We start from the raw sequence: 26,035 nt of genomic DNA, 5'->3' as shown, positions 1-26,035 counted from the left end.
GCGTCACTTCTTACGGCCGCGCTTCTCGCGGACCCGCACCGAGATGTGGATCGGGGTGCCGTCGAAGCCGAACTCCTCGCGCAGTCGGCGCTCGACGAAGCGGCGGTAACCGTGCTCCAGGAACCCGGAGGCGAAGAGCACGAAGCGCGGCGGCTTGGTACCGGCCTGGGTGCCGAAGAGGATGCGGGGCTGCTTTCCGCCACGGACCGGATGCGGGTGGGAGGCGACGATCTCACCGAGGAAGGCGTTCAGCCGACCGGTCGGTACGCGCGTCTCCCAGCCCTCGAGCGCGGTCTCGATCGCCGGGACCAGCTTTTCCATGTGACGGCCGGTGACAGCCGAGACGTTGACCCGCGGGGCCCACGCGACCTGCGCGAGCTCCGTCTCGATCTCGCGCTCCAGGTAGTAGCGGCGCTCCTCGTCGAGGGTGTCCCACTTGTTGTACGCGATCACTATCGCGCGCCCGGCCTCCACGGCCATGGTGATGATGCGCTGGTCCTGCACGCTGATGGACTCACTGGCGTCGATCAGGACGACGGCGACCTCGGCCTTCTCGACGGCGGCCGCGGTACGCAGCGAGGCGTAGTAGTCCGCGCCTTCCTGGAGGTGGACGCGGCGGCGGATGCCGGCCGTGTCGATGAACTTCCAGGTGATGCCGCCGAGCTCGATCAGCTCGTCGACCGGGTCACGGGTGGTGCCGGCCATTTCGTTGACGACGACCCGGTCCTCGTTCGCCACCTTGTTCAGCAGCGAGGACTTGCCGACGTTCGGACGGCCGATGAGGGCGATGCGGCGCGGTCCGCCGAGGGCGGTGCCGAAACGCTGGGCCGGGGCCTCCGGCAGTGCTTCGAGGACGGCGTCGAGCAGATCGCCGGTGCCGCGGCCGTGCAGCGAGGAGACCGGGTGCGGCTCACCGAGACCGAGCGACCAGAGGGCGGTGGCGTCGGCCTCGCCGCTCTGGCCGTCGACCTTGTTGGCGCACAGGACGACGGGCTTCCCGGCCCGGCGCAGCAGCTTGACGACGGCCTCGTCGGTGTCGGTCGCGCCGACCGTCGAGTCGACGACGAAGACGACCGCGTCGGACGCCTCGATCGCGTACTCGGCCTGGGCGGCGACGGAGGCGTCGATGCCCAGCACGTCCTGCTCCCAGCCGCCGGTGTCGACGACCTTGAAGCGGCGGCCCGCCCATTCGGCCTCGTAGGTGACTCGGTCCCGGGTGACTCCGGGCTTGTCCTCGACGACCGCCTCGCGGCGGCCGATGATCCGGTTCACCAGGGTCGACTTGCCGACATTGGGGCGGCCGACGACGGCGAGGACGGGCAGCGGTCCGTGACCGGCCTCGTCGATCGCGCCCTCGACGTCCTCGACGTCGAAGCCCTCCTGCGCGGCGAGCTCCATGAACTCCGCGTACTCGGCGTCGCCAAGCGCTCCGTGCTCGTGGTCCGAGCCGCCGGAGTGAATCTGGTCGTTCATGAAGTCCGTTCCTCTTTGCATCATCATCGATGGACCACCATCACGCGGCCCACTACTCAAGTCTTACTTAGCGCCCGGTGAAACGCCTGGCCCCGTCCAGGTGCGAGGTCAGCCGCTCCTGGATCCGTACCGTCGCCTCGTCCAGCGCCTTCCGGGTGGTGCGCCGGCCACTCCCCACCACCTGTCGCCCACCGCCCCCCTCGGCCGAGCTTCGCGCACCTTCTTGTGCTTCGAAGGCGTCCCCGAAGACGACATCGACCCGGCTGCGCAACGGCGGCAGTGCCGATATCAACCGCCCGCGGCGCTCGGTGCTTCCCAGGACGGCCACGGGGACGATCGGCGCCCCGCTGCGTACCGCGAAGTACGCGAGTCCGGCCCGCAGCGAGGCGAAGTCTCCTTCACCCCTGGTGCCCTCGGGAAAGATCCCCAGCACCCCGCCGTTCTGCAGCACGCCGAGGGCGTGGGTGATGGCGGTGCGGTCGGCGCTCGCACGGTCCACCTTCAGCTGACCGATTCCGCGCAGGAACGGGTCGAGGGGGCCGACGAACGCCTCTTTCTTGATCAGGAAGTGCACGGGCCGGGGCGCGGTGCCCATCAGCATCGGCCCGTCGATGTTGTGGGAGTGGTTCACCGCGAGTATGACGGGTCCGGAGGCGGGTACCCGCCACGCACCGAGGACGCGGGGCTTCCACAGCCCGTACATCAGCCCGATGCCGATCCCGCGCCCGACCGCCGCTCCACGCAGCGTGGGCGTGCCCGTGGCAGGGGTCACCTCGCGGCCCGCTTCTCCTCGACGAGGGTGACGACGCACTCGATGACCTGCTGCAAAGTCAGCTCGGTGGTGTCCACCTCGACCGCGTCGTCCGCCTTGGCGAGCGGCGAGGCCTTCCGGCTGGAGTCCGCGGTGTCCCGTTTGATCAGCGCCTCCTTGGTGGTGGCGAGATCGGAGCCCTTGAGCTCTCCGCTGCGGCGGGCCGCGCGGGCCTCCGGGGAGGCGGTCAGGAAGATCTTGAGGTCGGCGTCGGGGAGCACGGTCGTGCCGATGTCACGGCCCTCGACGACGATGCCGACCTCGGCACCCGCGGCGATGGACCGCTGCAGCTCGGTGATCCTGGCCCGCACCTCGGGGACCGCGCTGACGGCGCTGACCTTGGAGGTGACCTCCGGCGTACGGATCGGGCCCGCGGCGTCCTCGCCGTCGACCGTGATCGTCGGGGCGGCCGGGTCCGTGCCCGAGACGATGACCGGCTTGTCCGCGGCAGTCGCGACCTCCGCGGCGTTCTGCACGTCGATATCGTTGTTGAGCATCCACCACGTGATCGCCCGGTACTGGGCGCCGGTGTCCAGGTAGCTCAGGCCGAGCTGGGCGGCGACGGCCTTCGACGTGCTCGACTTACCGGTGCCGGACGGGCCGTCTATGGCAACGATCACTGCGGCCGGGGCCGTCCGGGCGGCGGCGCTTACGGTTTCCACGGTGGTGGACACCTTCCTGGTACTCGGGGTGGGCGGGACGGGGGCGCGCGTACCCGCCCCGCTCAAGGTTACCGAGTGTCTGGACGGGTCTTTGCACCCTGTGGACAACTGCCCCCGGGCCCGGCGACCGCGGGCCTGGGGGTGTCCGGCCGTGATGTGCCGGACACCACCTACTGGCGGATCGACCAACCCCGCTCGCGCAGCGCCGTCGCCAGCGCGGGGGCCGCGCTCGGCTCGACCATCAGCTGCACCAGACCCGCCTGCTGCCCGGTGGCGTGATCGATGCGGACGTCCTCGACGTTGATCCCGGCCCGGCCCGCGTCCGCGAAGATCCCGGCCAGTTCGCCCGGCCGGTCGCTGATGAGCACGGCCACGATCTCGTACGACGCCGGGGCCGCCCCGTGCTTCCCGGGCACCCTGACCCGGCCCGCGTTGCCGCGGCGCAGCACGTCCTCGATGGAGTGGGTGCCCTCGCGGCGCCTGTCGTCGTCACCTGTCTGGAGGCTGCGCAGCGCCCGTACCGTCTCGTCGAGATCGGCGGCGACCCCGGCGAGCACATCGGCGACCGGGCCGGGGTTGGCGGAGAGGATCTCCACCCACATCCGGGGGTCGGAGGCGGCGATCCGGGTGACGTCCCTGATGCCCTGGCCGCAGAGGCGTACGGCCGTCTCGTCGGCCTCCTCCAGGCGGGCGGCGACCATCGACGAGATCAGCTGCGGGGTGTGCGAGACGAGGGCGACGGCCCGGTCGTGGGCGTCGGCGTCCATGACGACCGGAACCGCGCGGCAGAGCGCGACCAGTTCCAGGGCGAGGTTGAGGACCTCGGTGTCGGTGTCGCGGGTCGGGGTGAGGACCCAGGGGCGCCCCTCGAAGAGGTCGGCGGTGGCGGCGAGGGGGCCCGAACGCTCCTTGCCGGCCATCGGGTGCGTACCGATGTACGGCGTGAGGTCGATACCGAGGGCCTCCAGCTCGCGGCGGGGGCCGCCCTTGACGCTGGCGACGTCGAGGTAGCCGCGGGCGATGTCGTCACGCATGGCGGTGGCGAGCACCGAGGCCACATGGGCGGGCGGTACGGCGATGATCGCCAGGTCGACGCGGCCCTCGGGCGCCTCGTCCGTACCGGCGCCGAGCGCGGCCGCGGTACGGGCGGACGCCGGGTCGTGGTCGACGAGGTGGACGTGGACGCCGCGCCCGGCGAGGGCAAGGGCTGCGGAGGTACCGACCAGGCCGGTTCCGATGACGACGGCGGTTCTCACTGGGCGATGTCCTTGCGGAGGGAGGCGGTGGCGCCGAGATAGACGTGCGTGATCTCGGACTTGGCGAGGTACGTCTCGACATGGGCGAGGATGCGCACCACGCGGGGCATCGCCCCTTCGATGTCCAGCTCCTGGGCGCAGATCAGCGGTACGTCGACGATGCCGATGCCGCGTGCGGCGGCGGCCGGGAAGTCGCTGTGCAGATCGGGGGTGGCCGTGAACCAGATGCTGATCAGGTCGTCCGCAACGAGGCTGTTGCGCTCCAGGATGGCGGTGAGCAGGCCGCTGACCCGCTCGTCCATGTGTCCGGCCTCGTCCCGGTCCAGCTGGACAGCTCCACGGACCGCTCGTACCGCCACGTCTGGCTCCTCACTTCTTCGTGCCGTTGTTCTTCGTGCCGTTGTTCTTCGTGCCGCTGCATGGTTGTCGCGCCTGCTCGGCGCCGACCTGCGCGTTTTCAGCCTAGAGGGGCGAGGCGCCCGACGACCGAGGTGCTCTCTCCCTGAGACGCGGCGGTCATCGGGACGCGGCGGTGGCGTGCACGGCGAGCAGCGTCCGCCGGACCCGACCCGGCCGGCTGCGCCGGACAGGTATCGATCCGGCCGAGCTGAAGACCGACCCGGGCGCCCCGGGCCTGAAGAGCCTGCCGGCCGAGGTGAACAAGCTGGAGCGTGTGCCGCCCAGCAGGCTGCCGAGGTCGTTCCCTGCGATGGTTCTGCCCTTCGGAAGAGGGCTGGAACATCGACAATGTCGGCCAGAACCGGTGCTTCTGCCACTCGGGCGAGTCTGCCGCCAGGTTGCTAGGCCCTCGGCGTCCGCGGGGTCACGATGCCCATGCCGGGAGCAGACAGCTCACCCGGTCGCGGCCACCACACAGGGAGCAAGCCATGGACGCACGACGAAGGACAGTCCTCACGGCAGCCGCGGCGGGCGCCGCCGGGCTGGTGACCGCTTGCGGCTCGTCCGGAGACGGAGGCAGCACGGCATCCGCACCGAAGATCTCACCGGGCGTCACCCCGAGTACCACGGCAAGCACCACGGCGCCGAAAGGTTCCAACGCGACCGGCACGGTTCTCGCCAAGACCTCGGACATCCCCATCGGCGGCGGCACGATCTTCGCGGAGCAGAAGGTCGTGGTGACCCAGCCCAAGAAGGGCGAGTTCAAGGGCTTCTCCGCCATCTGCGCCCATGCGGGGTGCACCGTCGACTCGGTCAGTGACGGCACCATCAACTGTCCCTGCCACGGCAGCAAGTACCGCATCACGGACGCGGCGGTCGTGGCCGGTCCCGCGCCGCGCCCGCTGCCCACCGAACGGATCACCGTCACCGGTGACACCATCCGGCTCGTATGACACCGGCCGTCCCGGCGGGAGCCGAAGCCCCACCGGGACGGTCACGTCAAGGACGTCCGCGGGCGTCCGCGAGCGCGGCCTCGGCGTACGCGCCGCCCCGCGGCGCGGCCGGTTCGGGGAGCAGGCGCGCGGTGTCCCCGCGGTACGAAACTGGGGGTCGTGGCGCTCACCGGAGCGGTGCGAACCGGGCCTTCCGGATCATCGTCAGGCCGATGCCGACTCCCTGCCCGCAACGCTTTCACCCTCACGTACGCTCAGCTCCATGACCGCCCCGGACGCCCAGCCCCTGGTACGCGACCACACGATCTACTCCTGTGTGATGGGCTCACGCGCGTTCGGGCTCGCCACGGACGGCAGTGACACCGACCGGCGCGGTGTCTTTCTGGCGCCGACTCCCCTCTTCTGGCGGTTCGAGAAACCGCCGACACACGTCGAGGGCCCGGCGGAGGAGCAGTTCTCCTGGGAACTGGAGCGCTTCTGCGAGTTGGCGCTGATCGCCAACCCCAATGTCCTGGAGTGCCTGCACTCCCCCCTGGTGGAACAGGTCAACTCCGTCGGCCGCGAACTCCTCTCCCTGCGCGAGGCGTTCCTGTCCCGTCTCGCCCACCGGACCTTCGTCCGCTACGCGCTGGGCCAGCGCAGGAAGCTGGAGGCGGATGTCCGTCAGTACGGTGCGCCGCGCTGGAAGCACGCCATGCATCTGCTGCGCCTGCTGGCGAGCGGTCGGGATCTGCTGCGTACGGGAGAGCTGACGGTCGACGTGGGCGCGGCCAGGGAGGACCTTCTCGCGGTGAAGCGCGGCGAGGTTCCCTGGCCGGAGGTCGAACGCCGCATGACCCGCCTGGCCGAGGAGAACGACGAGGCGGCAGCAAGCTCCCCGCTCCCATCGGAGCCGGACCGGGCCCGGGTGGAGGACTTCCTGATCCGCACCCGCCGGACGTCGGCGCTGTCACCCAGCACCGACTGAACGGGCCGGCCCGCAATCACCACAGGTCTGCTGCCGCGTGACGGGCTGTCCGGAGCCACGCAGGGATGTCCCCGCGGGGCGTTGAACAAAGCCCCGGACTCCCCTGCGTCGCGCCCGGACGTTCGTCTCGCGAGGAGACGCCCCGCAGGGGCACCGGACCACCACGGACCTGCCCCGGCGAGGTCGAGCCCCCACGAGACCCGCACCTCGCGGACGAGCTCCCCTCACACCCGTCCGGCGACTGAGGACAGCGCCCCACCTCCGGTCAACCGCGCACGCACCACGAGCTGATGCAGCCCGTCGAACCCCGCACGCCCGGCCGCCTCCGGCAGCCCCGACTCCTCCTGCGCCTCGTCGAGCACTCGGTGCAACCTCTCCACGTCGCCGGACACCACCGCGCCGTCCACACTCTCGGCGCCCCCGTGCTCCGCCTCCGCCTTGGCCGCGATCAGCTCCGGCAGATACCCCGGCGCCGCCACCTCCCCCAGCAGGGCCGGCAGGTGCGCCCGTACCTCGCCGCTGCGCATCAGATGGATACCGGTCAGCAGCGCCCGGAACGTGTAGAGCAGCGGCTTCAGTTCACGGGTGCTCTCGTACAGCCGCCACTGCGCGTTCGCGAACCCCCGGTAGTGGTGGGCATGGTTGCGGGTCACCACCCGGGGCGCAAGCTCCATCAGTTCCGCATGCAGCTCACTCGTGTGCACCACCAGCGGCGAGAGCAGCTGCTCCAGCACATATCCGTTCGGCTTCAGCATCAGCCGGACGAACTTCCGCAGGTCGTGCGTGACGAGATCCATCTCGACCCCGTCCCGGTCCCACATCCGCGAACGTGTCTCCTCCGGCTCACGCAGCCCGACGAGATCCTCCGCCGGCAGGAGGTGGACCCCCCGCAGGTCCACATCCGAGTCCCGGGACGGAAACCCGTACAGATGCGCCCCGGAGACCGTGGCGAACAGCAGCGGTCCGGGTTCCTCGGCCAGTACCGGGCCGAAGTCCGTGACCGGCAGCCCGGCCCCGTGCAGGTGCATCGTTCTCGTGCGCATGGATCAAGAGTCCCAGAGCGCCCCCAGCGACAGCAGATCGCTGCGGTACTCGATCCGCTCCGACCACTCCTTGGGCCAGGCCGCGGCCCCCAGATGTGCCCCGGCCAGCGCTCCGGTCAGGCAGCCGATCGAGTCGGAGTCGCCGCGCGTGCAGGCGGCCCGGCGCAGGGCGGTGACCGGTTCGTCGGGGAACAGCAGGAAGCAGTGCAGGGCTGTGGCGAGGGCGTCCTCCGCGATCCAGCCGTCACCGGTCGTCTCGCACGGGTCGTCCTCCGGTGACGGGTCGCGCAGGGCGTCCTGCACCCGGGCCAGTGCGGTCAGGCACTCGTCCCAGCCGCGCCGGATGTAGCTCTCGCCGGAGTCGTCGCCCGCGTACCGCCACAGGTCGCCGAGCCAGCGTGCGAGGTAACGGTTGCTGTTCTCGTACGCGTACGAGCGCAGTTGCCCGATCAGCCCCGCCGGCTCCGCGCCCTGCGCCAGCAGGTACACCGCGCGCGCCATCAGGTCGGAGGCGGCGAGCGCCGTGGGATGTCCGTGCGTGAGGGCGGCCTGCAACTGCGCCGCGCCGGAGCGCTGTTCCTCGCTGAGCCCGGGCACGAGTCCGACCGGCGCCACCCGCATATTGGCGCCACAGCCCTTGGAGCCGGTCTGGCTGGCCTCCTGCCAGAGCCGGTCACTGTCGAGCAGCCGGCAGGCGGTCATGCAGGTGCGGCCGGGGGCGCGGTTGTTGTCCGGTGAGTGGTACCACTCGACGAACTCCTCGCGTACCGGCCGGGTCAGCCGCGGCGCGGTGAGCAGTCCGCGGTCCATGGCGGTGCGGATGCCCCGAGCGAGGGCCAGCGTCATCTGGGTGTCGTCGGAGACGATCGCGGGACGCGGAAGCCGCATCTGCCGCCACGGTCCGCACTTGGCGAGGATCGACGGCACGTTGTTGAACTCGGTCGGGAAGCCCAGCGCGTCACCGAGCGCGAGCCCGGTCAGCGCGCCGGTGGCAGCGCCTTTGGTGATGGTCCTGGTCACGATCATGTGCTTCTTCCTTCCGGTCGCAGCAGTGGAGGGTGCAGGGCGGTGGCGGCACCCGCCCGGTACAGGGCGGCCGGTTTCCCCCGCCCGCCGGTGCGGCGCGGCGATCCCTCCACGGCCTGGACGAAGCCGGGCGTGGTGAGGACCTTGCGCCGGAAGTTGGGTCGGTCGAGCTCGACGCCCCAGACGGTCTCGTACACCTGCTGGAGCTCGCCCAGGGTGAACTCCGACGGGCAGAAGGCGGTGGCAAGACACGTGTATTCGAGTTTGGCGCCGATCCTGTCGTGTGCGTCGGCGAGGATGCGGTCGTGGTCGAAGGCGAGCGCGCCGAGTGCTCCGGCGTCCCACCAGCGGGCATGGGCCGCGTCCCCGCCGCCGCGCGGCTCCGGCAGGTCGGGGACGAGCGCGGCGTACGCCACGGAGACGACCCGCATCCTGGGGTCGCGGTCCGGATCGCTGTAGGTGCGCAGCTGTTCCAGGTGGAGGGCGGAGACGGTGGACTCGGTCAGCCCGGTCTCCTCGGCGAGCTCCCGACGGGCCGCGGACTCGGCGGACTCACGGGGCAGGACGAAGCCACCGGGCAGCGCCCAGTGCCCCTTGTACGGGTCCTCGCCGCGTTCGACGAGCAGGACGTGCAGCCGTCCGCCGCGGACCGTGAAGACCGCGAGGTCGACGGTGACGGCGAACGGCTCGAAGGCATGCGGGTCGTAGCCCTCCGGGGCGGTGCTCATCGTCGCTCCGGAAGGGGTGCCGCGAAGTTCCAGCCTGCGGCGAGCACGGCGTCGACAGCGGTGAGCGCGGTATCGAGGCGCTGCTCATGCGTCCCGGTCAGCTCGACGAACGCCCGTCCGGTCCGGGTGAGTTCGGCCCGGAACCGGTCGGTCATCCAGGGCCGCAGCTCCTCGCCGTCGCGCAGCCCGTCGTCCTCGAAGGCGACGCCCTCATGATCGGTGAGCAGCCACAGGTGGTGGGCGACCCGGTCGGCGGTCTCCTCGACGAGCGGGTTACGGCCGCCCACGTATCGCTCGTGCCAGACGGTGGTGGCGAAGGAGTCGGTGTCGCAGATGAGCACCGGGGACCCGGTCCGGGCGGCCTCCTCCTCCTTGGCGTTCTGCGCCTCGGCGATCACCGGGAAGTCGTCGGTGGTGAAGGCGACGTCCTCCCACTGCGCCTGGGGCCACCGGGCGCGCAGAGCGGCCAGCTTCTGTTCACTGAACTCCCGCCCGTACTCGGCGACGTACCGGGTCTGTGCCCAGACGCCGCCGCGCCGCCGGTAGTGGTCGGCGAGGGCGCGGGCCATCGTGGTGGTTCCGGTGGACTCGGCGCCGAGGACGACGATCCGGCGGGCGAGCGCGGCCCGTACGGGCGGTTCGAGGAAGTCCCAGCAGCCGACCGGGTCCTTGCGGACGGCGGTGCCGGAGACCGGGAAGACCGTCCGGTCGGGGTCGACGCAGACGGATTCGGCGCCGAAGCGGCGGGCCAGTTCGTCCCCGTACGACTCCGAGCTGAAGACGGCGTCGACCGGTTCCGGGACGGCCTCGGTGAAGACAGCCATGTGGGCGTCCCAGATCGCCGGGTCGTGGAGATCCATCCGGGTGTCGTCGACGGCGCCGACGACCCGTACGTCCGGATGCACCTCCCGCATCCAGGCGACGCGATCGGCGAGCGGGACGGACTCGACGGAGGCGGCGCAGACCAGGACGGTCAGCCGCTCGCAGCGGTCCTGGGCGGTGCGGACGAGGTGGTGATGGCCGGTGTGCGGCGGATAGAACTTGCCGAGCACGAGCCCGTGCGCGAACCGCTTCATCGGACCACCTGTGCCGACTCCGGCTGCCGCACGGCAAGATCAAGTTTCCAGTTGCGCAGCCCGGCCAGACACAGCGTCAGGAACCCGACGTACAGCAGGGAGGTCGGATAGAGCTCCTTGTACGCGTAGAGCGGGATGTACACCACGTCGGCGGCGATCCACAGCCACCACGACTCGACCAGCTTCCGGCACTGCCCGTACGTCGCCGCCAGCGACAGCGCGGTCGTCAGGGCGTCCCAGAACGGCACGGTCGAGTCGGTGGCACGGTCGAGCAGAACGGTCAGGACGAGGGTCCCCGTCGCCCCTGCCGCGCACAGCCAGGCCCATTCGGTGCGCGTGGTACTGCGCACCGGCAGGGCGGACGAGCCCGGTCCACCCCCGTGGGTCCAGGTCCACCAGCCGTACACGGCAAGGGTGATGAAGACGATCTGCAGGCCGGCGTCGGCGTACAGACCGGACTGGGTGAACAGCAGGATGAAGAAGACGTTGTTGGCGATGCCGATCGGCCAGTTGGCGAGGTGCTGGCGGGCCACGAGCCAGACGCACAGCGCTCCACTGCCGAAGCCGAGGACCTCGGTCCAGCTGACCGGGGTGTCCAGGACCGTCTCCAGGGGTTGCTGCAGGGGATCGAGGATGTCCGCGAGACTCACACCCGCCTCCTTAATAGTCACCTTGACTATAAAGGTGCAGCAGCGACAGCAAAAGGCCCGCGACCGATTCCTGTTCGAAAATCGAAGTCAGGAAACGGCCGCGGGCCTGAGAGCGGACGGTGCTGCGGGCGAAGGGGCCCCTAGAGACCGACCTCCCGCATCAGCATGCCCACCTCGGTGTTGGTGAGGCGGCGGAGCCAGCCGGACTTCTGGTCGCCCAGCGGGATCGGTCCGAAGGACGTCCGTACGAGCCGCTCGACCGGGAAGCCCGCCTCGGACAGCATCCGGCGGACGATGTGCTTGCGGCCCTCGTGGAGGGTCACCTCGACCAGGTAGTTCTTGCCGGTGTTCTCGACGACCCGGAAGTGGTCGGCGCGGGCGAAACCGTCCTCCAGCTGGATGCCGTCCTTGAGGCGCTTGCCCAGCTCACGCGGGAGCGGTCCCTGGATGGCTGCCAGGTAGGTCTTCTTCACGCCGTACTTGGGGTGGGTGAGACGGTGGGCCAGCTCGCCGTGGTTGGTGAGCAGGATGATGCCCTCGGTCTCGGTGTCCAGCCGGCCGACGTGGAAGAGACGCGTCTCACGGTTGGTGACGTAGTCGCCCAGGCACTGGCGGCCGTCCGGGTCCTCCATCGAGGAGACGACACCGGCGGGCTTGTTCAGCGCGAAGAAGAGATACGACTGGGCGGCGACGGTCAGACCGTCGACCTTGATCTCGTCCTTGTGCACATCGACGCGCATGCCCTGCTCGACGACGATCTGCCCGTTGACCTCGACACGGGACTGCTCGATCAGCTCCTCGCACGCGCGGCGCGAGCCCATGCCGGCGCGGGCGAGGACCTTCTGCAGGCGCTCACCCTCCTGCTCGGCGCCCGGGAACGTCTTGGGCGTCTTGACGTCGGGCTTGTTCGCGTACCTGTCCCGGTTGCGCTGCTCGATCTTGGCGTCGAGCTCGCGCGGACGGGACGGGGCGCCCTGCGGACCACGCCGCGCCCCGCCGCTCCTGCCGCCGCCCTGCGCGGTCTTCGGCCCGCCCTTGGCGCCACCGCGCGCGGCGGCTCCGCGGCCCTTGCGGGGGCCTTCGCCGCTCTTCTCGCCGGCACCGGTCGTGCCGCCCACGTCGTAGCGGCGCTCCTCGGGCCGGGGCCGACGGGGACGCTGGTCCTGCCGGTCGTCACGCCCGGCGCCGCCACCCCGGGGGTTCCGGTTGCCGCCGCTCTTGCCGCTGCCGCTTCCGCTGTTCCTGCCACTGCTTCGCATCAAAATTCCGTCTTGTCGTCTGCGTGAGTATCCGGGGTGTCCGGTGCGTCCGGATCGAACGACGGCACACCCTCTAGCGTCTCAGCCTCGATCGCGTCCGCCTCGGGGAGGAAGGGCGCGAGCTCCGGGAGCTCATCCAGGCCGCGCAGGCCCATCCGCTCCAGAAAGTAGTTCGTCGTCCTGTACAGGATCGCACCTGTTTCGGGTTCCGCGCCCGCCTCCTCGACCAGGCCCCTCTGCAGGAGGGTCCGCATCACGCCGTCACAGTTCACACCGCGCACCGCGGAGACGCGTGAGCGGCTGACCGGCTGCCGGTACGCGACCACTGCCAGGGTCTCCAGAGCCGCCTGGGTGAGCCGGGCCTGCTGGCCGTCCAGCACAAAGCCCTCGACGGCCTCCGCGTACTCCGGGCGCGTGTAGAAGCGCCAGCCGCCCGCGACCAGCCGGAGATCGAAACCGCGGCGCTGCACGGTGTACTCGTCGGCCAGCTCCCGCAGCGCATCGGCGACGGCCCGCCGGGGCCGCTGCAACACCTTGGCCAGGTGTTCCTCGGTGGCGGGCTCGTCGACGACCATCAGGACCGCCTCCAGTGCGGGCTTGAGATCGAGATCCGCGACGGTGGCGCCGGTGCCGTCCTGCTCGCTGCGCTCACTCATGCCTCTGCGTCCTCCTGTACATCCTGGTCGAACTCGTCCGTCACCCTCGGTGCGGCATCGGCTCCCCCGGCCCAGCGCACCATGAGCTCGCCGAGCGCCTCCTCCTGGTCGAGGGTGACGGCCTTCTCGCGGTACAGCTCCAGCAGCGCGAGGAACCGGGCGACGACGGTGAGGGTGTCCGCGGTGTCCTCGGTGAGCTGCCGGAAACTGATCTCCCCCGCCTCCCGCAGCCGCGCCACCACGATCTCGGCCTGCTCCCGCACACTCACCAGCGGGGCGTGGATGTGATCGACGTACACCTGCGGCTTGGGCTTGGGCTGCATCGCCTTCACGGCGAGCCCGGCGAACCCCTCGGCGCCGATACTGATCACCACCTCGGGCAGCAGCTCGGCATGGTGCGGCTCCAGCCCGACGGTCCGCGGGAAACGCCGTCCCTCCGACTCCAGGCGGGCGCTGAAGATCTCCGCGATGCGTTTGTACGCGCGGTACTGCAGGAGCCGCGCGAAGAGCAGGTCGCGCGCTTCGAGCAGCGCGAGATCCGCCTCGTCCTCGACCTCGGCGGCGGGCAGCAGACGCGCCGCCTTGAGATCGAGCAGGGTCGCGGCGACGACGAGGAACTCGGTGGTCTGGTCGAGATCCCAGTCCGGTCCCATGGCCCGGATGTGGGCCATGAACTCGTCCGTGACCTTGGAGAGAGCGACTTCGGTCACATCGAGCTTGTGCTTGGAGATGAGTTGCAGAAGAAGGTCGAACGGCCCCTCGAAGTTGGCGAGCCGAACGGTGAACCGCCCGTCGGACGTGGGTTCCGCCGCCGGCCCAGCAGGCTCTGGCAGCTCCGGCCCCGCGGGTTCTACGGGCTCTGCAGGCTCTACAGGCCCGGCGGGTGCTACGGCGGCAGCGGGGCCAACGACGTCCGCGGGCCCGGTGCCGTACCCGTCCGCCGCGCCTGCCCCGTCACTTTCCGCCGCCGTCACATCGCCAGGTGTGACCACCGAGGACTCCGCGGTCCCGGTGACAGGGAGGGGCGCGGCGGGCGGCACGACCGGGGCGCCCGCCTCCCCCGGCGCTCCGGTCGCGGACGGCTCCTCCGCACCCGGCGCAGGCCGGCCCCCCGGACCGCGCCCCAGTGGGCGCCGGGGGGTGCGGGCGGGCTCGTCGTTCGTCGGCATCGAGGTCCAGGGTGCGGCGGGATAGGGGCGGCGGGCGGCAGCCCGTTCAGGACGGGCCGGACCGCCGGTCGGCGGTGGCCGCTACGGTACGGTCCGCCCGCCGGGCAGCGCGCCTCTCCGGGCAGGCTACCGGCGCCCCGCCGGTCAGCGGCCGCGCAGCCGCCGTACGAGGATGCTCGCGTCGCCCCGCGCCTCCAGGTCCGCGAGGACCACCGCGACCGCCTCACGGACGATCCGCCCGCGGTCGACGGCGAGCCCGTGCTCACCGCGCAGCACGAGCCGCGCGTGCTCGAGGTCCATCAGTTCCTCGGCGGAGACATAGACGGTGATCTTCTCGTCGTGGCGTTCCCGGCCGCTGGGCCGTCGGTTCGCTCCGCGCCCGCCTCCACGCCTGCGCTGCTGCTGAACGGCCGGAACGGCCTCCTGCTGCGCGGCGGCGGAAGGGGAGGAGGCCGAGGGGCGGCGGCCCGCCTGCGCGGCCACGGCCACCCGGTCGCTGTCGTTGCCGCGGCTGCGGGAATCCCCCGCGTCGGCCTCCGCCGACGCGTGCTCCTCCTGGGAGGGCACGGCACCGGCCTCGGCCGCTCCCCCGGTCGGTCCGGAGCCGTCCGCCGCAGTCTCGTTCTCACCGGCCGGAGCCGGCACCCGCGCCTCGCCGTTCGCCTTGCGCCGCCGGTCCGCGGGGGACGAGGACTGCAGCCCCATCCCCCCGGTGGTACGGAACAGTTCGTCGGCCCCGGGCAGACTCACTCGGCGTGACACCGGGCGAGCACCTCCCTGGCGAGCTGGCGATAAGCGGCGGCACCGACCGAGTTGGAGGCGTACGTGGTGATGGGCTCACCGGCGACCGTGGTCTCCGGGAAACGCACCGTGCGCCCGATCACCGTGTGGTAGACGTGCTCGTCGAAGGCCTCGACAACACGCGCGAGGACCTCGCGGCTGTGCACCGTACGGGAGTCGTACATGGTCGCGAGGATGCCGTCGAGCTCCAGCTCCGGGTTGAGCCGCTCCTGGACCTTCTCGATGGTCTCGGTGAGCAGCGCCACGCCGCGCAGCGCGAAGAACTCGCACTCGAGCGGCACTATCACCTTGTGGGCGGCCGTCAGGGCGTTCACCGTGAGCAGGCCCAGCGAGGGCTGACAGTCGATCACGATGTAGTCGTAGTCGGCCATCAGCGGCTTCAGGGCGCGCTGCAGCGTGGACTCCCGGGCCACCTCGCTGACCAGCTGCACTTCGGCAGCCGACAGGTCGATGTTGCTCGGCAGCAGGTCCATGTTGGGCACGGCGGTCTTCAGGAGGACCTCGTCGGCCGACATGCCCCGCTCCATGAGCAGGTTGTAGACCGTGAGGTCGAGCTCCATCGGGTTGACGCCGAGACCGACGGACAGGGCTCCCTGCGGGTCGAAGTCGACGAGCAGGACACGGCGCCCGTACTCCGCGAGCGCGGCACCGAGGTTGATGGTCGACGTGGTCTTGCCGACGCCGCCCTTCTGGTTGCACATCGCGATGATCTTCGCGGGACCGTGATCGGTCAGCGGACCCGGGATCGGGAAGTAGGGCAGGGGCCGGCCGGTCGGACCGATCCGCTCGCGGCGCTGGCGGGCAGCGTCGGGCGCGAGGGTGGCCGCGTACTCCGGATCGGGCTCGTACTCGGCGTCGGGGTCGTAGAAGTGCCCCTGGGGCACCTCGTCGAAGTCGGCGAAGTGGGCGGTCTCTCGGCCACTCTCGTTGCCGGCCATGGCGTTCACGTGTAGGCCGTCCATCATCTGGGGGGCTGTCATGTGCTGGTGGGTGGCGAAGGTGCGGACAGCGACGGAGCCGACAGCCTCCAGCCCGATCGGGCTCTGGCCCCGTGCAGGCATCCCTGGTTGAACACCCCCGGGAGTAAATGTCGACTCATTCACAAGTCGTCTTACCTCCTTGGACCTGACCAGGAAACTTATCGATAGGTCAGCGTGACACCATGCCGACGATTGGCGACTCTATGGCGTGTCACCGGTTCGCAGCAACACAATCCGCCGGACCCGGCCCGATGTGTCGGCAATCGAACACCCCCTGTCAAGGGTGCACAGTCACTCCGGCGCACATTTCACAACTGCACGAAACGGGTAAAGAGTTACATTCGACGCGAGTTACGCGAAGGCCTCACGGGGGCCGACACACGTCCGGCCGGACCTTGCTCGGCAAGGTCCGGCCGGACGTGCAGGGTTGACGGGATGCGTTGACCCGTCAGCCGAGAAGCGTGCTCAGCTCGACGTGCTCCAGACCGTGCGCCTCCGCCACCTCGCGGTAAACAACCTGGCCCTCATGGGTGTTGAGGCCCTTGGCGAGCGCGGCGTCGCGGCGCAGCGCCTCGACCCAGCCTCGGTTGGCGAGCTCCAGGATGTACGGCAGCGTCGCGTTGGTCAGCGCGTACGTGGAGGTGTTCGGCACCGCGCCAGGCATGTTGGCGACGCAGTAGAAGACCGAGTTGTGGACCGTGAAGGTCGGGTCGGCGTGCGTCGTCGGGTGCGAGTCCTCGAAGCAACCACCCTGATCGATTGCAATGTCGACAAGTACACTTCCGGGCTTCATCTTGGCGACGAGCTCGTTGGTGACCAGCTTCGGGGCCTTCGCGCCGGGGATCAGCACGGCGCCGATGACCAGGTCGGCCTCGACGACGGCCTTCTCCAGCTCGAAGGCGTTGGAGACGACGGTCTTGACCTTGGTACCGAAGACCTTGTCGGCCTCGCGCAGCTTGTTGATGTCCCTGTCGAGCAGCGTGACATGGAAGCCGAGACCGACGGCGATCTGCGTGGCGTTCCAGCCGGAGACACCGCCGCCGATGACGACGGCCTCACCGGGGGCCGTGCCCGGGACGCCGCCCGGCAGCACGCCGCGGCCGCCGACCGAGCGCATCAGGTGGTAGGCGCCGACCTGGGGGGCCAGCCGGCCTGCGACCTCGGACATCGGGGCGAGTAGCGGGAGCGCGCGGTTCGCGGTCTCGACGGTCTCGTACGCGATGGCGGTGGTGCCGGACTCCAGCAGCGCGTCCGTGCACTCGCGGGAGGCGGCGAGGTGCAGGTAGGTGAAGAGCGTCTGGTCCTTGCGGAGGCGGTGGTACTCCTCGGCAACCGGCTCCTTGACCTTCAGCAGCAGGTCGGCGGTGGCCCAGACCTCGTCGGCGGTGGGCAGGATCTGCGCCCCGGCGGCGGCGTACTCCTCGTCCGTGATCGAGGACCCGGCGCCGGCGTTCTGCTCGACGACGACCTGGTGGCCGTTGCGGACGAGCTCATGCACACCGGCGGGCGTGATGGCCACGCGGAATTCGTTGTTCTTGACTTCGCGGGGGATGCCGACCTTCACGTCGATCACGGTCCTTGACTCAGAGGGTTACTCGGGCATGGCGATACATACCCGGACACACTTAGTGTAAATGGAGACACCACGGAGGTCCGCGGGTAGAGCCAGTCTAATGAAGGGCTTCCTGCTGTCTAGCCTTACAAAGCATTAATTTTCTGCCGACGTACTGCGGATTTCGTAGGTAGAGCCCTTCTCGCTCAGCAGTCTGTCCGCCATACCGCGGTGCAGCCGGGCCGCAGCGGGGTCTCCGAGCCGTTCGAGGGTGTCGGCCAGTCGGAGCTCCAGCGCCGCCTGCAGGCGTACGTCCTTGGCCTGCCGCGCCCATTCCACGGCCTCCTGGCAGGTCTGCAGCGACTCCTGGGGCCGCCCCGCGTACTCCTGCACCCGCGCGGCCTCGCTGAGCGCCCGCGCCTGGGCGGGCAGGTCGCCGAGCCTGCGGTACCCGGCCGCCGCGGCCCGCCAGTTCCGCAGCGCCTCGCCGTACCGCCCGGCGTAGGTGTGGACGGCACCGAGCCGCCCGTACAACCGCGCCTCGTCGGCGCGCTCGCCCTGGGTGAGCCGCTGCGCGAGCGCCCGGCCGAACCAGTCGGAGGCCCGGTGGAAGTCCCCCAGCTCGGCGTAGGCGCCGCCCACGGATTCCATCGCCCTGCCGGTCGCGTACGGATCCTTCGCCGCCCGCCCGGCGTCCAGCGCGGCCCGGTATCGGGTCAGCGCCTCCTTCGTACGCCCGGTCCTGGCATCCAGATCGGCGAGATTGAGCAGCGCGGCAGCCTGCTCACGGGGCAGCTCGCGCCGCTCGGCGACGGCCAGGACCAGTCCGTGCAGCCCGTACAGATCGGGGGCGGCGGCCTCCGTTCCCTGGTGCACGGCCAGCGCCCGCACCAGCGCGGCCACCAACCGCCGTGCCAGGGTGTCGAGTTCACCGTCCTCGACGGCGATCCGGGCAGAGGCGAGCAGAGCGGGCCGACGGATCCGCAGCCAGGCGGCGGCCGCTTCGGGATGCGGGAAGCGCAGCGAGCGCGGCAGCCCGGCGAGCTTCTTGCCGGCCGGGGAGCCCTCCGGTTCGGTGACCACCCGGCAGAACTGCAGCTGCCGTACGGTCCGCTCCAGCATCCGGGCCCGGGCCAGCTGGATCTCGGCCGGCCGGTCCCGGTCCGCCAGCAGGGCGCGCAGCAGCGGGACGAGGCAGCCGGGCACCTCGTACTGCGACAGCTCCGCGCCATTGGTCCGCAGCAGGCCCAGCAGGACGAAGTCCTCAAGGGTCGACTGGGCGGCCGAGACCGAGCAGCCGGCCAGCGCGGAGGCGGTGTGGGCGTCGGCGAGTCCGGCCGGGGCGAGCGCGAGCAGGCGCAGTATCCGGGCGGCGGTCGACGGCAGGGACTCGTGGACCAGCCGGAAGGCACGGGCCAGCGGGCGGGCACCGGTGGACTGCTCGTCGTCGTCCGGCAGCTCGTGCAGCCGCTTGGTGACGTCGGCGACCGATGCCATCGGATGGGTGGCGAGCCAGCCGCCGATCATGACCAGGGCGGCCGGCTGCCCGCCGCACACCTCGGCGAGGGTCTCGGCGGTCCGCGGGTCGACAGTGATCCTGACCTGGCCGATGGTGCGGGACAGCAGCTGGACGGCGGAGCCCGCGTCGAGACCGCCGACGGTGCAGGGCCGGACGCCGGGAATGCCGGTCAGCGGGCCCTGCGCGGTGGCGACAACGAGGCAGTCCGGGTTGTCCGGCAGCAGCGGGTCGACCTGCTCGGCGTCGGTCGCGTCGTCGAGCAGCAACAGGACTCTCCGTGCGGCGAGGGCATCGCGGACCATCTCGGACAGTTCGTCACCGTCCGCGCCGGGCGGGCCGGTGACGCCCAGTTGGTCGAGGAGTTCGCGTGCGGTGCGTTCGGTGGGGACGGGGGCGCCGCCGGGTTCGGCGAGCCGGACCCGGAGCAGCCCGTCGGGGTAGTCGCCGGAGTCCATGAGCCCGCGGGCGAGTTCCTCGGCGAGTGCGGTGCGTCCGGAACCGGGGCGTCCGGCGATCAGCAGGACCCGGGCACGGGCGGTCTTGCGGCCGGCCAGGGTGTCCAGCCCGGCCCGTTCGATATCGGCCCTCAGCGCCTTCAACTCGCGTTCGCGGCCGAAGAATCGGGGTGGTGCGGCGCCCGACGGCTCCTCGGTACCCGCTGCCGCCGCCGGGCCGCTGGTGTCCACCGCCTGATCCGTCACGGGCCACGCTCCACTTCCCTGCACGCGGTGCCCGCCGGGACTCCGGTCAGGGCGTTCCGAGCGTAGTTCAGGCGTCTGCGCCCTCAGGGTGGAGCGCGGCGGAGGCGTCCCCCGATCGGATCAGCAGCTCGTCCGATCGGAAGACTTATTGGTCATTCGACGGACCGACGGACCGTCAGACCTCGAACGGCCGGGCCGGCCACGGCGCCTCGGCCGGCCGCAACGAATCGATCCCGTCACCGGCGAGCACCGCCGCGAGCGAGAGGACACCCACCACGAGGCAGTTGTTGTGCAGCTCCCCGGCGAGCACCCCCCGTACGAGCTCCTGCAGCTCCACCCGTGCCAGCTCCATGTCGGCCTCCTCCTCGGAGACCGCGAAGCGCTCACCGTCCGCCTCGGAGAGGTTCTGGGCGAGGAAGATCCGTACGGCTTCGTCGCAGCCGCCGGGCGTGGTGTAGACGTCGGTCAGCACCCGCCAGTCCTCGGCCTTGGCGTACGCCTCCTCGTAGAGCTCGCGCTGCGCCGCGTGCAGCGGGTTCTCACCGGGGACGTCGAGCAGTCCGGCGGGGATCTCCCAGAGCTTGTGGCGCACGGGGTGCCGGTACTGCCGCAGGACGAGGACCCGGCCCGCGTCGTCGAGTGCGAGCACGGCGACCGATCCGGGGTGGACCTGGTAGTCGCGGCGGACAACCGATCCGTCGGGCATCACCACGTCATCGGTGCGGACGCTGGTCTTGTTGCCCGTGAAGGGGGTCCCGGTCGCAGTGACCTGCCACTCCTCGGGCGTGTCCTGGATACCCATCTACGTCCTCCCACAAAAAAACAGAAACCGGGGTACGGATCCTCGATCGATCCGTACCCCGGTCAACGGTAACGCCTGCCTGTCGCCGGACTACTTGCCCGACGTGGCACCCTTCTTGCTGCCTGCCCCGGCACCCGTCTTGCGCTCGACGGCCGCCTTCACCAGACCCGCGAAGAGCGGGTGCGGGCGGGTCGGGCGGGAACGGAGCTCCGGGTGCGCCTGGGTGGCGACCAGGTAGGGGTGGACCTCTCGCGGGTACTCGACGTACTCGACGAGCTTGTTGTCCGGCGAGGTACCGGAGAAGACCAGACCGGCCTTCTTCTCCAGCTCGGCGCGGTAGGCGTTGTTGACCTCGTAGCGGTGGCGGTGGCGTTCCTCCACGTACGGCTGGTCGTCGTACGCCTCACGGACCAGCGAACCCTCGGCGAGCTTCGCCGGGTACAGGCCGAGCCGCATGGTGCCGCCCAGGTCACCCGCGCCCTCGACGTAGGCGAGCTGCTCCTCCATCGTCGAGATGACGGGGTGCGAGGTGGCGGCGTCGAACTCGGTGGAGTTGGCGTCGGGGATCTCGGCGAGGTTGCGCGCCGCCTCGATCACGATGCACTGCAGGCCGAGGCAGAGGCCGAGCAGCGGCACCTTGTTCTCACGGGCGTACTGAATGGCGCCGATCTTGCCGTTGACACCGCGGTCGCCGAAACCGCCGGGGACGCAGATCGCGTCGACGTCGGAGAGCTGCCTGGCGGCACCGGCCGGAGTCTTGCAGTCGTCGGAGGCGATCCACTTGACCTTGACCCGGGCCTTGTTCGCGAAGCCGCCGGCCCGGATGGCCTCGGTGACGGAGAGGTACGCGTCGGGCAGGTCGATGTACTTGCCGACGAGCGCGACGGTGACCTCGTGGTCGGGGTTGTGGACGCGGTCCAGCAGGTCGTCCCAGGTGGTCCAGTCGACATCGCGGAACGGCAGGTCGAGCTTGCGCACGACGTACGCGTCCAGTCCCTCGGTGTGCAGCACCTTCGGAATGTCGTAGATCGACTTGGCGTCCACACAGGCCACCACAGCGGATTCGTCGACGTCGCACATCAGCGAGATCTTGCGCTTGATGGCAGTCGGTACGTCACGGTCGGCGCGCAGCACGATCGCGTCCGGCTGGATACCGATGTTGCGCAGCGCCGCGACGGAGTGCTGGGTGGGCTTGGTCTTGAGCTCGCCGGACGGGCCGATGTACGGCAGCAGCGAGATGTGCACGACGAAGACGTTGTCCCGGCCGACCTCGTGACGGACCTGGCGGACGGTCTCCAGGAACGGCAGCGACTCGATGTCGCCGACCGTACCGCCGACCTCGGTGATGACGACGTCGACGTCATCGGTGGCCATGCGTCGGATGCGGTGCTTGATCTCGTTGGTGATGTGCGGGATGACCTGCACGGTGTCACCGAGGTACTCGCCGCGCCGCTCCTTGGCGATGACCTGCGAGTACACCTGGCCGGTCGTGACGTTGGCGGAGCCGTCGAGGTCGACGTCGAGGAAGCGCTCGTAGTGGCCGATGTCCAGGTCGGTCTCGGCGCCGTCGTTGGTGACGAACACCTCACCGTGCTGGAACGGGTTCATCGTGCCCGGGTCGACGTTCAGGTAGGGGTCGAGCTTCTGCATGGTGACCCGCAGGCCCCGCGCCTTGAGCAGGGCACCCAGGCTGGAGGCAGTCAGACCCTTGCCGAGGGATGAGGCGACACCCCCGGTGACGAAGATGTGCTTGGTCGTCGTGGATGTGGGCTGCATAGCCAAAGGGGGGCTCCCGTGGTCGCGGATCTTGAGGTGCGTATTGGCGTTGCCATCCGGAGATTCGGAGGTGCCGTCGCTGCGGTTCGGGGGCCTCGTCCGCTGTTGCTGACGACCACCGGTCCACGGGCTACCAGGGTATCAGCGACCAGGGGAGCCCGCTTCCGGCCACACCCGGCACATTCGCAGCACAGAATCACCGCACCATGTTCACGCCCCACCCGTTCGGCGCAGACGTGTTGCCGGGGCCGTCGCGCGGATCATGCACGTGCGTCGTATCCTGCTCGGACACTCGCCCCGGGCGAGGCATTGGAGCCCTCGGCTCACCACAACGACCCCTTGCAACGACCTCTTGACCCGTAGTAAGCGCCCCACGGGGCGACATGGCCGTTCGACTGGAGATGCACGTGGCCGGGCGCATCGAGGATTACGCACTCATCGGAGACATGCAGACCGCTGCCCTGGTCTGCCGGGACGGCACAGCCGACTGGCTGTGCCTGCCCCGCTTCGACTCACATGCCATCTTCGCGGGACTGCTGGGTACCGAGGAGCACGGCTTCTGGCGCCTGGGCCCCGCGTACGCGACCGGGGCGGAGGCACCGGCGGCGGACCGGCGGCGCTACCGCGGGGACTCCCTCATCCTGGAGTCGGAGTGGGACACGCCGCGTGGCACGGTCCGCGTGACCGATTTCATGCCCCCGCGTGACGGCGCGCCGCAACTGATCCGGATCGTGGAAGGGATCAGCGGCCGGGTGCCGATGCGCTCCGAGCTGCGCATGCGGTTCAGCTACGGGCGGGTCATCCCGTGGGTGCACAAGGTCGACGGCCGTACGGTCGCGGTCGCCGGCCCGGACTCCGTCTGGCTGGACACGCCCGCCGACACGTACGGCGAGAACCTGACGACGTACTCCGACTTCACCGTCGCACCGGGGGACCGGATCGCCTTCACCATCAGCTGGCAGCCCTCGCACCACGAGCCGCCCGGACTGCCGGACCCCGAGGGGTCGCTGGAGGCGACGGAGGACTTCTGGCGCGAGTGGGTCGAGCAGTGCACGTACCACGGCCCCTACCGCGAGGCGGTGGTCCGCTCCCTGATCACCCTGAAGGCGCTGACGTACGCGCCGACCGGCGGCATCGTCGCCGCCCCGACCACCTCCCTGCCGGAGGACATCGGCGGCTCGCGGAACTGGGACTATCGCTACACCTGGCTGCGCGACGCGGCGATCACCCTCTCCTCGCTGCTGCGCACCGGCTACCGCGAGGAGGCCCGCGCCTGGCGCGAGTGGTTGCTGCGGGCCGTCGCGGGTGACCCGGAGAACCTGCAGATCATGTACGGGATCGCGGGCGAGCGCGAGCTGGGCGAGGCCGAGCTGGACTGGCTGCCCGGTTACGAGAACTCAGGCCCGGTCCGGGTCGGCAACGGCGCGGTGGGCCAGCTGCAGCTCGATGTGTACGGCGAGGTCATCGAGGCGCTGCACCTCGCCCACATGACGGGCCTGACCCGCAACGACTACGCGACGGGGCTTCAGCTCAAGCTGATCTCGTACCTGGAGAACCACTGGGACGAACCGGACGAGGGGATCTGGGAGGTGCGCGGGCCGCGCCGTCACTTCGTCCACTCCAAGGTCATGGCCTGGGTCGCCGTCGACCGCACCATCAAGCTGATCGAGTCCGGGGACACCGAGGGACCTCTGGAGCGGTGGCGGGAACTGCGCGACGGGATCCACCGCGATGTCTGCGAAAACGGCTACGACAAGGAACGCAACACCTTCACCCAGTCCTACGGGTCGAGGGAGCTCGACGCGTCACTGCTGCTGATCCCGCAGATGGGCTTCCTGCCGCCGGACGACAAGCGGGTCATCGGCACGATCGAGGCGATCCAGCGCGAGCTGTCCACGGAGGACGGCTTCGTGCTGCGCTACCCCACCAAGGGTGAGGACACGGGCGTCGACGGTCTCGAGGGCGACGAGGGCGCGTTCCTGGCGTGCTCGTTCTGGCTGGCGGACGACCTGGCGATGATCGGACGGGTCGACGAGGCACGCCAGCTCTTCGAACGGCTGCTCTCGCTCCGCAACGACCTGGGACTGCTCGCGGAGGAGTGGGATCCGCGCCTGCAGCGGCAGGTGGGGAACTTCCCGCAGGCGTTCAGCCATGTGCCGCTGATCGACACGGCGCTGCGGCTGACGGCGAGTGGGGCCTACGTCGGCTGACCGCCGGCCGCCGGATGCGTGGTCGGGCGGTGCTCCCGGGCCGGTGCGGTCCGGGAGCACCGCCCTACGATGGAACTGACCTGCAACGCCCTCGGAAGGGGGCATCATGACGCCCCGCAGCACGGCCGGCACCAGCGACACCACCGGTACGACGGGCCTCGCTGTGGACAGTCTCCGCCGCGATCTCACCGGCGAAGCCTTCGCACCCGGGGACGCCGGATACGACGAGGCGCGCATGATCTTCAACGGCATGATCGACCGGCGGCCCGCAGTCGTCGCCCAGTGCGCGTCCGTGGCGGACGTGGCGCTGTCGGTCCGGTTCGCCCGTGAGCACGGCCTGGAGATCGCGGTCCGTGGCGGCGGCCACAGCGTCGCGGGCATGTCACTCACCGAGGGCGGGCTGGTGGTCGACCTCCGCCGCATGAACAGCGTGACGGTCGCCCCGAGCGACCAGGCGGCACGTATCGGCGGCGGCGCGACCATGAGCGATCTGGACCGTGCCACCCAGCCGTACGGTCTGGCGACCACCGGCGGCCGGGCCTCCACCACCGGTGTGGGCGGCTTCACACTGGGCGGCGGCTCCGGCTGGCTGGAGCGCAGATTCGGTCTGGCCTGCGACAACCTGCTGGCCGCTGAACTGGTGACCGCGGACGGCAGCACCGTCCACGCGAGCCTCGACGAGAACCCTGAACTGTTCTGGGCGCTGCACGGCGGCGGCGGCAACTTCGGCGTCGCCACCTCGCTCACCCTCGATCTGCACGAACTGCCGGAGATGTCCTTCGCGCTGCTGCTGTACCGCCCCGAGGCCGGTCCCGAAGCGCTGCGTGTGTACCGGGACCTGATGGCCTCCGCGCCGGACGAGGCCGGCGGCGCCCTTCTCTACATCACCGGGCCGCCCGAGGACTTCGTACCGGAACATCTGGTCGGCACGCTCGTCTGCGGGGTCCTGCTCACCTGTACCGGGCCGTCGACCCGGGCCCGGGAACTGGCCGGACCGCTGCTCGCCGTCGACCACGAGTCCGAGGTGATCACCGACATCCCGTACGCGGACCTGCAGTGCATGCTCGACAACCCGCCCGGGATGCGGAACTACTGGTCCGCCGAGTACCTCGACACCTTCCCCGACGAAGCAGTGGACCTGTTCTGCTCCCACGCCGCCGACATGCCCGTCCCCTCCGCTTCACAGCACGCCCTCTTCCCGATGGGCGGCGCGGTGGCCCGCGGCCCCGCCGAGTACCCGCTGCCGTGGCGCACCGCCCGCTGGGCCGTGCACCCGTTCGGCATCTGGGAGAGCCCGTCCGACGACGAGCGCGGCCACCAGTGGGTACGTCAGGTGCGCGCCGATGTGCGCCCCTGGTCCACCGGCGCCGTCTACCTCAACTTCATCGGGCGCGAGGGCTCGGGCCGGGTCGTCGCCGGACTCGGCGCCGAGAACTACGCCCGACTCGCCGCGGTCAAGGCCGCGTACGACCCCGACAACGTGTTCCACCTCAACCACAACGTCGAGCCTGCCGCCGCCCGGTGAACTCCCCCGACGACGGCTCCGCAGCATCCGGCCGGTACCTT

Annotated in this window: 23 protein-coding genes; 4 read left to right on the top strand and 19 right to left on the bottom strand. The window is 70.5% G+C overall.

The window, feature by feature from the left end; genetic code table 11:
• Positions 1 to 3: 3 nt before the first annotated feature.
• From der to aroH, 5 genes are all read right to left on the bottom strand, one after another.
• Complete coding sequence (gene der / locus AB0I23_RS16405; protein WP_359109856.1) at positions 4 to 1,473, bottom strand: ribosome biogenesis GTPase Der; 1,470 nt, start codon at positions 1,471 to 1,473, stop codon at positions 4 to 6.
• A gap of 67 nt (positions 1,474 to 1,540) precedes the next feature.
• Positions 1,541 to 2,245: a lysophospholipid acyltransferase family protein gene (locus tag AB0I23_RS16400; RefSeq protein ID WP_359109855.1), complete on the bottom strand. Its 705-nt coding sequence runs from the start codon at positions 2,243 to 2,245 to the stop codon at positions 1,541 to 1,543.
• Entirely contained in the window at positions 2,242 to 2,958 is a 717-nt protein-coding gene (gene cmk / locus AB0I23_RS16395) for a (d)CMP kinase (RefSeq protein WP_359109854.1), read from the bottom strand. The genes AB0I23_RS16400 and cmk overlap by 4 nt, the downstream gene beginning before the upstream one ends.
• Before the next feature lie 158 nt (positions 2,959 to 3,116).
• The gene (locus tag AB0I23_RS16390; RefSeq protein WP_359109853.1) at positions 3,117 to 4,202 is read right to left on the bottom strand and encodes a prephenate dehydrogenase; all 1,086 of its coding nucleotides are present in this window, start codon (positions 4,200 to 4,202) and stop codon (positions 3,117 to 3,119) included.
• Entirely contained in the window at positions 4,199 to 4,561 is a 363-nt protein-coding gene (aroH, locus tag AB0I23_RS16385; protein ID WP_358858155.1) for a chorismate mutase, read from the bottom strand. Before aroH ends, AB0I23_RS16390 begins: the two co-directional genes overlap by 4 nt.
• 528 nt (positions 4,562 to 5,089) lie before the next feature.
• Between aroH and AB0I23_RS16380 the strand changes: the two genes are divergently transcribed.
• Both AB0I23_RS16380 and AB0I23_RS16375 read left to right on the top strand, forming a co-directional pair.
• On the top strand, positions 5,090 to 5,554 hold the full coding sequence (locus AB0I23_RS16380; RefSeq protein ID WP_359109852.1) for a Rieske (2Fe-2S) protein: 465 nt from the start codon (positions 5,090 to 5,092) through the stop codon (positions 5,552 to 5,554).
• A gap of 262 nt (positions 5,555 to 5,816) precedes the next feature.
• Positions 5,817 to 6,521, top strand: coding sequence for a nucleotidyltransferase domain-containing protein (locus AB0I23_RS16375; RefSeq protein WP_359109851.1), 705 nt, complete (start codon positions 5,817 to 5,819; stop codon positions 6,519 to 6,521).
• Positions 6,522 to 6,745: 224 nt separating this feature from the next.
• Here the strand turns inward: AB0I23_RS16375 and AB0I23_RS16370 are convergent, their stop codons facing one another.
• The 14 genes from AB0I23_RS16370 to AB0I23_RS16305 all read right to left on the bottom strand — a co-directional run bounded on the left by AB0I23_RS16370 (position 6,746) and on the right by AB0I23_RS16305 (position 22,259).
• Positions 6,746 to 7,564: a nucleotidyltransferase domain-containing protein gene (locus tag AB0I23_RS16370; RefSeq protein ID WP_359109850.1), complete on the bottom strand. Its 819-nt coding sequence runs from the start codon at positions 7,562 to 7,564 to the stop codon at positions 6,746 to 6,748.
• 3 nt (positions 7,565 to 7,567) lie between these two features.
• Positions 7,568 to 8,590 carry an ADP-ribosylglycohydrolase family protein gene (locus AB0I23_RS16365; protein ID WP_359109849.1) on the bottom strand — a complete coding sequence of 341 codons (1,023 nt, stop codon included), beginning with the start codon at positions 8,588 to 8,590 and terminating at the stop codon, positions 7,568 to 7,570.
• Positions 8,587 to 9,318: an NUDIX hydrolase gene (locus tag AB0I23_RS16360; protein WP_359109848.1), complete on the bottom strand. Its 732-nt coding sequence runs from the start codon at positions 9,316 to 9,318 to the stop codon at positions 8,587 to 8,589. The genes AB0I23_RS16365 and AB0I23_RS16360 overlap by 4 nt, the downstream gene beginning before the upstream one ends.
• Positions 9,315 to 10,394, bottom strand: a complete 1,080-nt coding sequence (locus AB0I23_RS16355; protein WP_359109847.1) for an AAA family ATPase — start codon at positions 10,392 to 10,394, stop codon at positions 9,315 to 9,317. Before AB0I23_RS16355 ends, AB0I23_RS16360 begins: the two co-directional genes overlap by 4 nt.
• On the bottom strand, positions 10,391 to 11,044 hold the full coding sequence (gene pnuC, locus AB0I23_RS16350) for a nicotinamide riboside transporter PnuC (RefSeq protein WP_359109846.1): 654 nt from the start codon (positions 11,042 to 11,044) through the stop codon (positions 10,391 to 10,393). Before pnuC ends, AB0I23_RS16355 begins: the two co-directional genes overlap by 4 nt.
• 140 nt (positions 11,045 to 11,184) lie before the next feature.
• Positions 11,185 to 12,303, bottom strand: a complete 1,119-nt coding sequence (locus AB0I23_RS16345; protein ID WP_359109845.1) for a pseudouridine synthase — start codon at positions 12,301 to 12,303, stop codon at positions 11,185 to 11,187.
• Positions 12,303 to 12,959 (bottom strand): SMC-Scp complex subunit ScpB, encoded by a 657-nt coding sequence (gene scpB / locus AB0I23_RS16340; RefSeq protein ID WP_359109844.1) that lies wholly within the window; start codon positions 12,957 to 12,959, stop codon positions 12,303 to 12,305. The genes AB0I23_RS16345 and scpB overlap by 1 nt, the downstream gene beginning before the upstream one ends.
• Complete coding sequence (locus tag AB0I23_RS16335; RefSeq protein ID WP_359109843.1) at positions 12,956 to 14,128, bottom strand: segregation/condensation protein A; 1,173 nt, start codon at positions 14,126 to 14,128, stop codon at positions 12,956 to 12,958. The genes scpB and AB0I23_RS16335 overlap by 4 nt, the downstream gene beginning before the upstream one ends.
• 144 nt (positions 14,129 to 14,272) lie before the next feature.
• On the bottom strand, positions 14,273 to 14,878 hold the full coding sequence (locus AB0I23_RS16330; protein ID WP_359109960.1) for a hypothetical protein: 606 nt from the start codon (positions 14,876 to 14,878) through the stop codon (positions 14,273 to 14,275).
• A complete protein-coding gene (locus AB0I23_RS16325) occupies positions 14,875 to 15,990 on the bottom strand; it encodes a ParA family protein (RefSeq protein ID WP_359109842.1) in 1,116 nt (371 codons plus the stop codon). The genes AB0I23_RS16330 and AB0I23_RS16325 overlap by 4 nt, the downstream gene beginning before the upstream one ends.
• Positions 15,991 to 16,357: 367 nt before the next feature.
• On the bottom strand, positions 16,358 to 17,473 hold the full coding sequence (gene ald, locus AB0I23_RS16320; RefSeq protein ID WP_359109958.1) for an alanine dehydrogenase: 1,116 nt from the start codon (positions 17,471 to 17,473) through the stop codon (positions 16,358 to 16,360).
• Between the two features lie 144 nt (positions 17,474 to 17,617).
• Entirely contained in the window at positions 17,618 to 19,681 is a 2,064-nt protein-coding gene (locus tag AB0I23_RS16315) for a tetratricopeptide repeat protein (RefSeq protein ID WP_359109841.1), read from the bottom strand.
• A gap of 175 nt (positions 19,682 to 19,856) precedes the next feature.
• Positions 19,857 to 20,483, bottom strand: coding sequence for an NUDIX hydrolase (locus AB0I23_RS16310; protein ID WP_359109840.1), 627 nt, complete (start codon positions 20,481 to 20,483; stop codon positions 19,857 to 19,859).
• A 90-nt stretch (positions 20,484 to 20,573) separates the two neighbouring features.
• Positions 20,574 to 22,259 carry a CTP synthase gene (locus AB0I23_RS16305; protein WP_359109839.1) on the bottom strand — a complete coding sequence of 562 codons (1,686 nt, stop codon included), beginning with the start codon at positions 22,257 to 22,259 and terminating at the stop codon, positions 20,574 to 20,576.
• 407 nt (positions 22,260 to 22,666) lie between these two features.
• Between AB0I23_RS16305 and AB0I23_RS16300 the strand changes: the two genes are divergently transcribed.
• Positions 22,667 to 24,469 carry a glycoside hydrolase family 15 protein gene (locus AB0I23_RS16300; RefSeq protein ID WP_359109956.1) on the top strand — a complete coding sequence of 601 codons (1,803 nt, stop codon included), beginning with the start codon at positions 22,667 to 22,669 and terminating at the stop codon, positions 24,467 to 24,469.
• Between the two features lie 106 nt (positions 24,470 to 24,575).
• Complete coding sequence (locus AB0I23_RS16295) at positions 24,576 to 25,994, top strand: FAD-binding oxidoreductase (RefSeq protein WP_359109838.1); 1,419 nt, start codon at positions 24,576 to 24,578, stop codon at positions 25,992 to 25,994.
• The last annotated feature ends 41 nt before the right edge of the window (positions 25,995 to 26,035 follow it).

The organism is Streptomyces atratus (assembly GCF_040655115.1).
Classification (GTDB): Bacteria; Actinomycetota; Actinomycetes; order Streptomycetales; family Streptomycetaceae; genus Streptomyces; species Streptomyces atratus_D.
The sequence above is the reverse complement of the archived record's forward strand: the minus strand, read 5'-3'. Positions and strand labels throughout refer to the sequence as shown.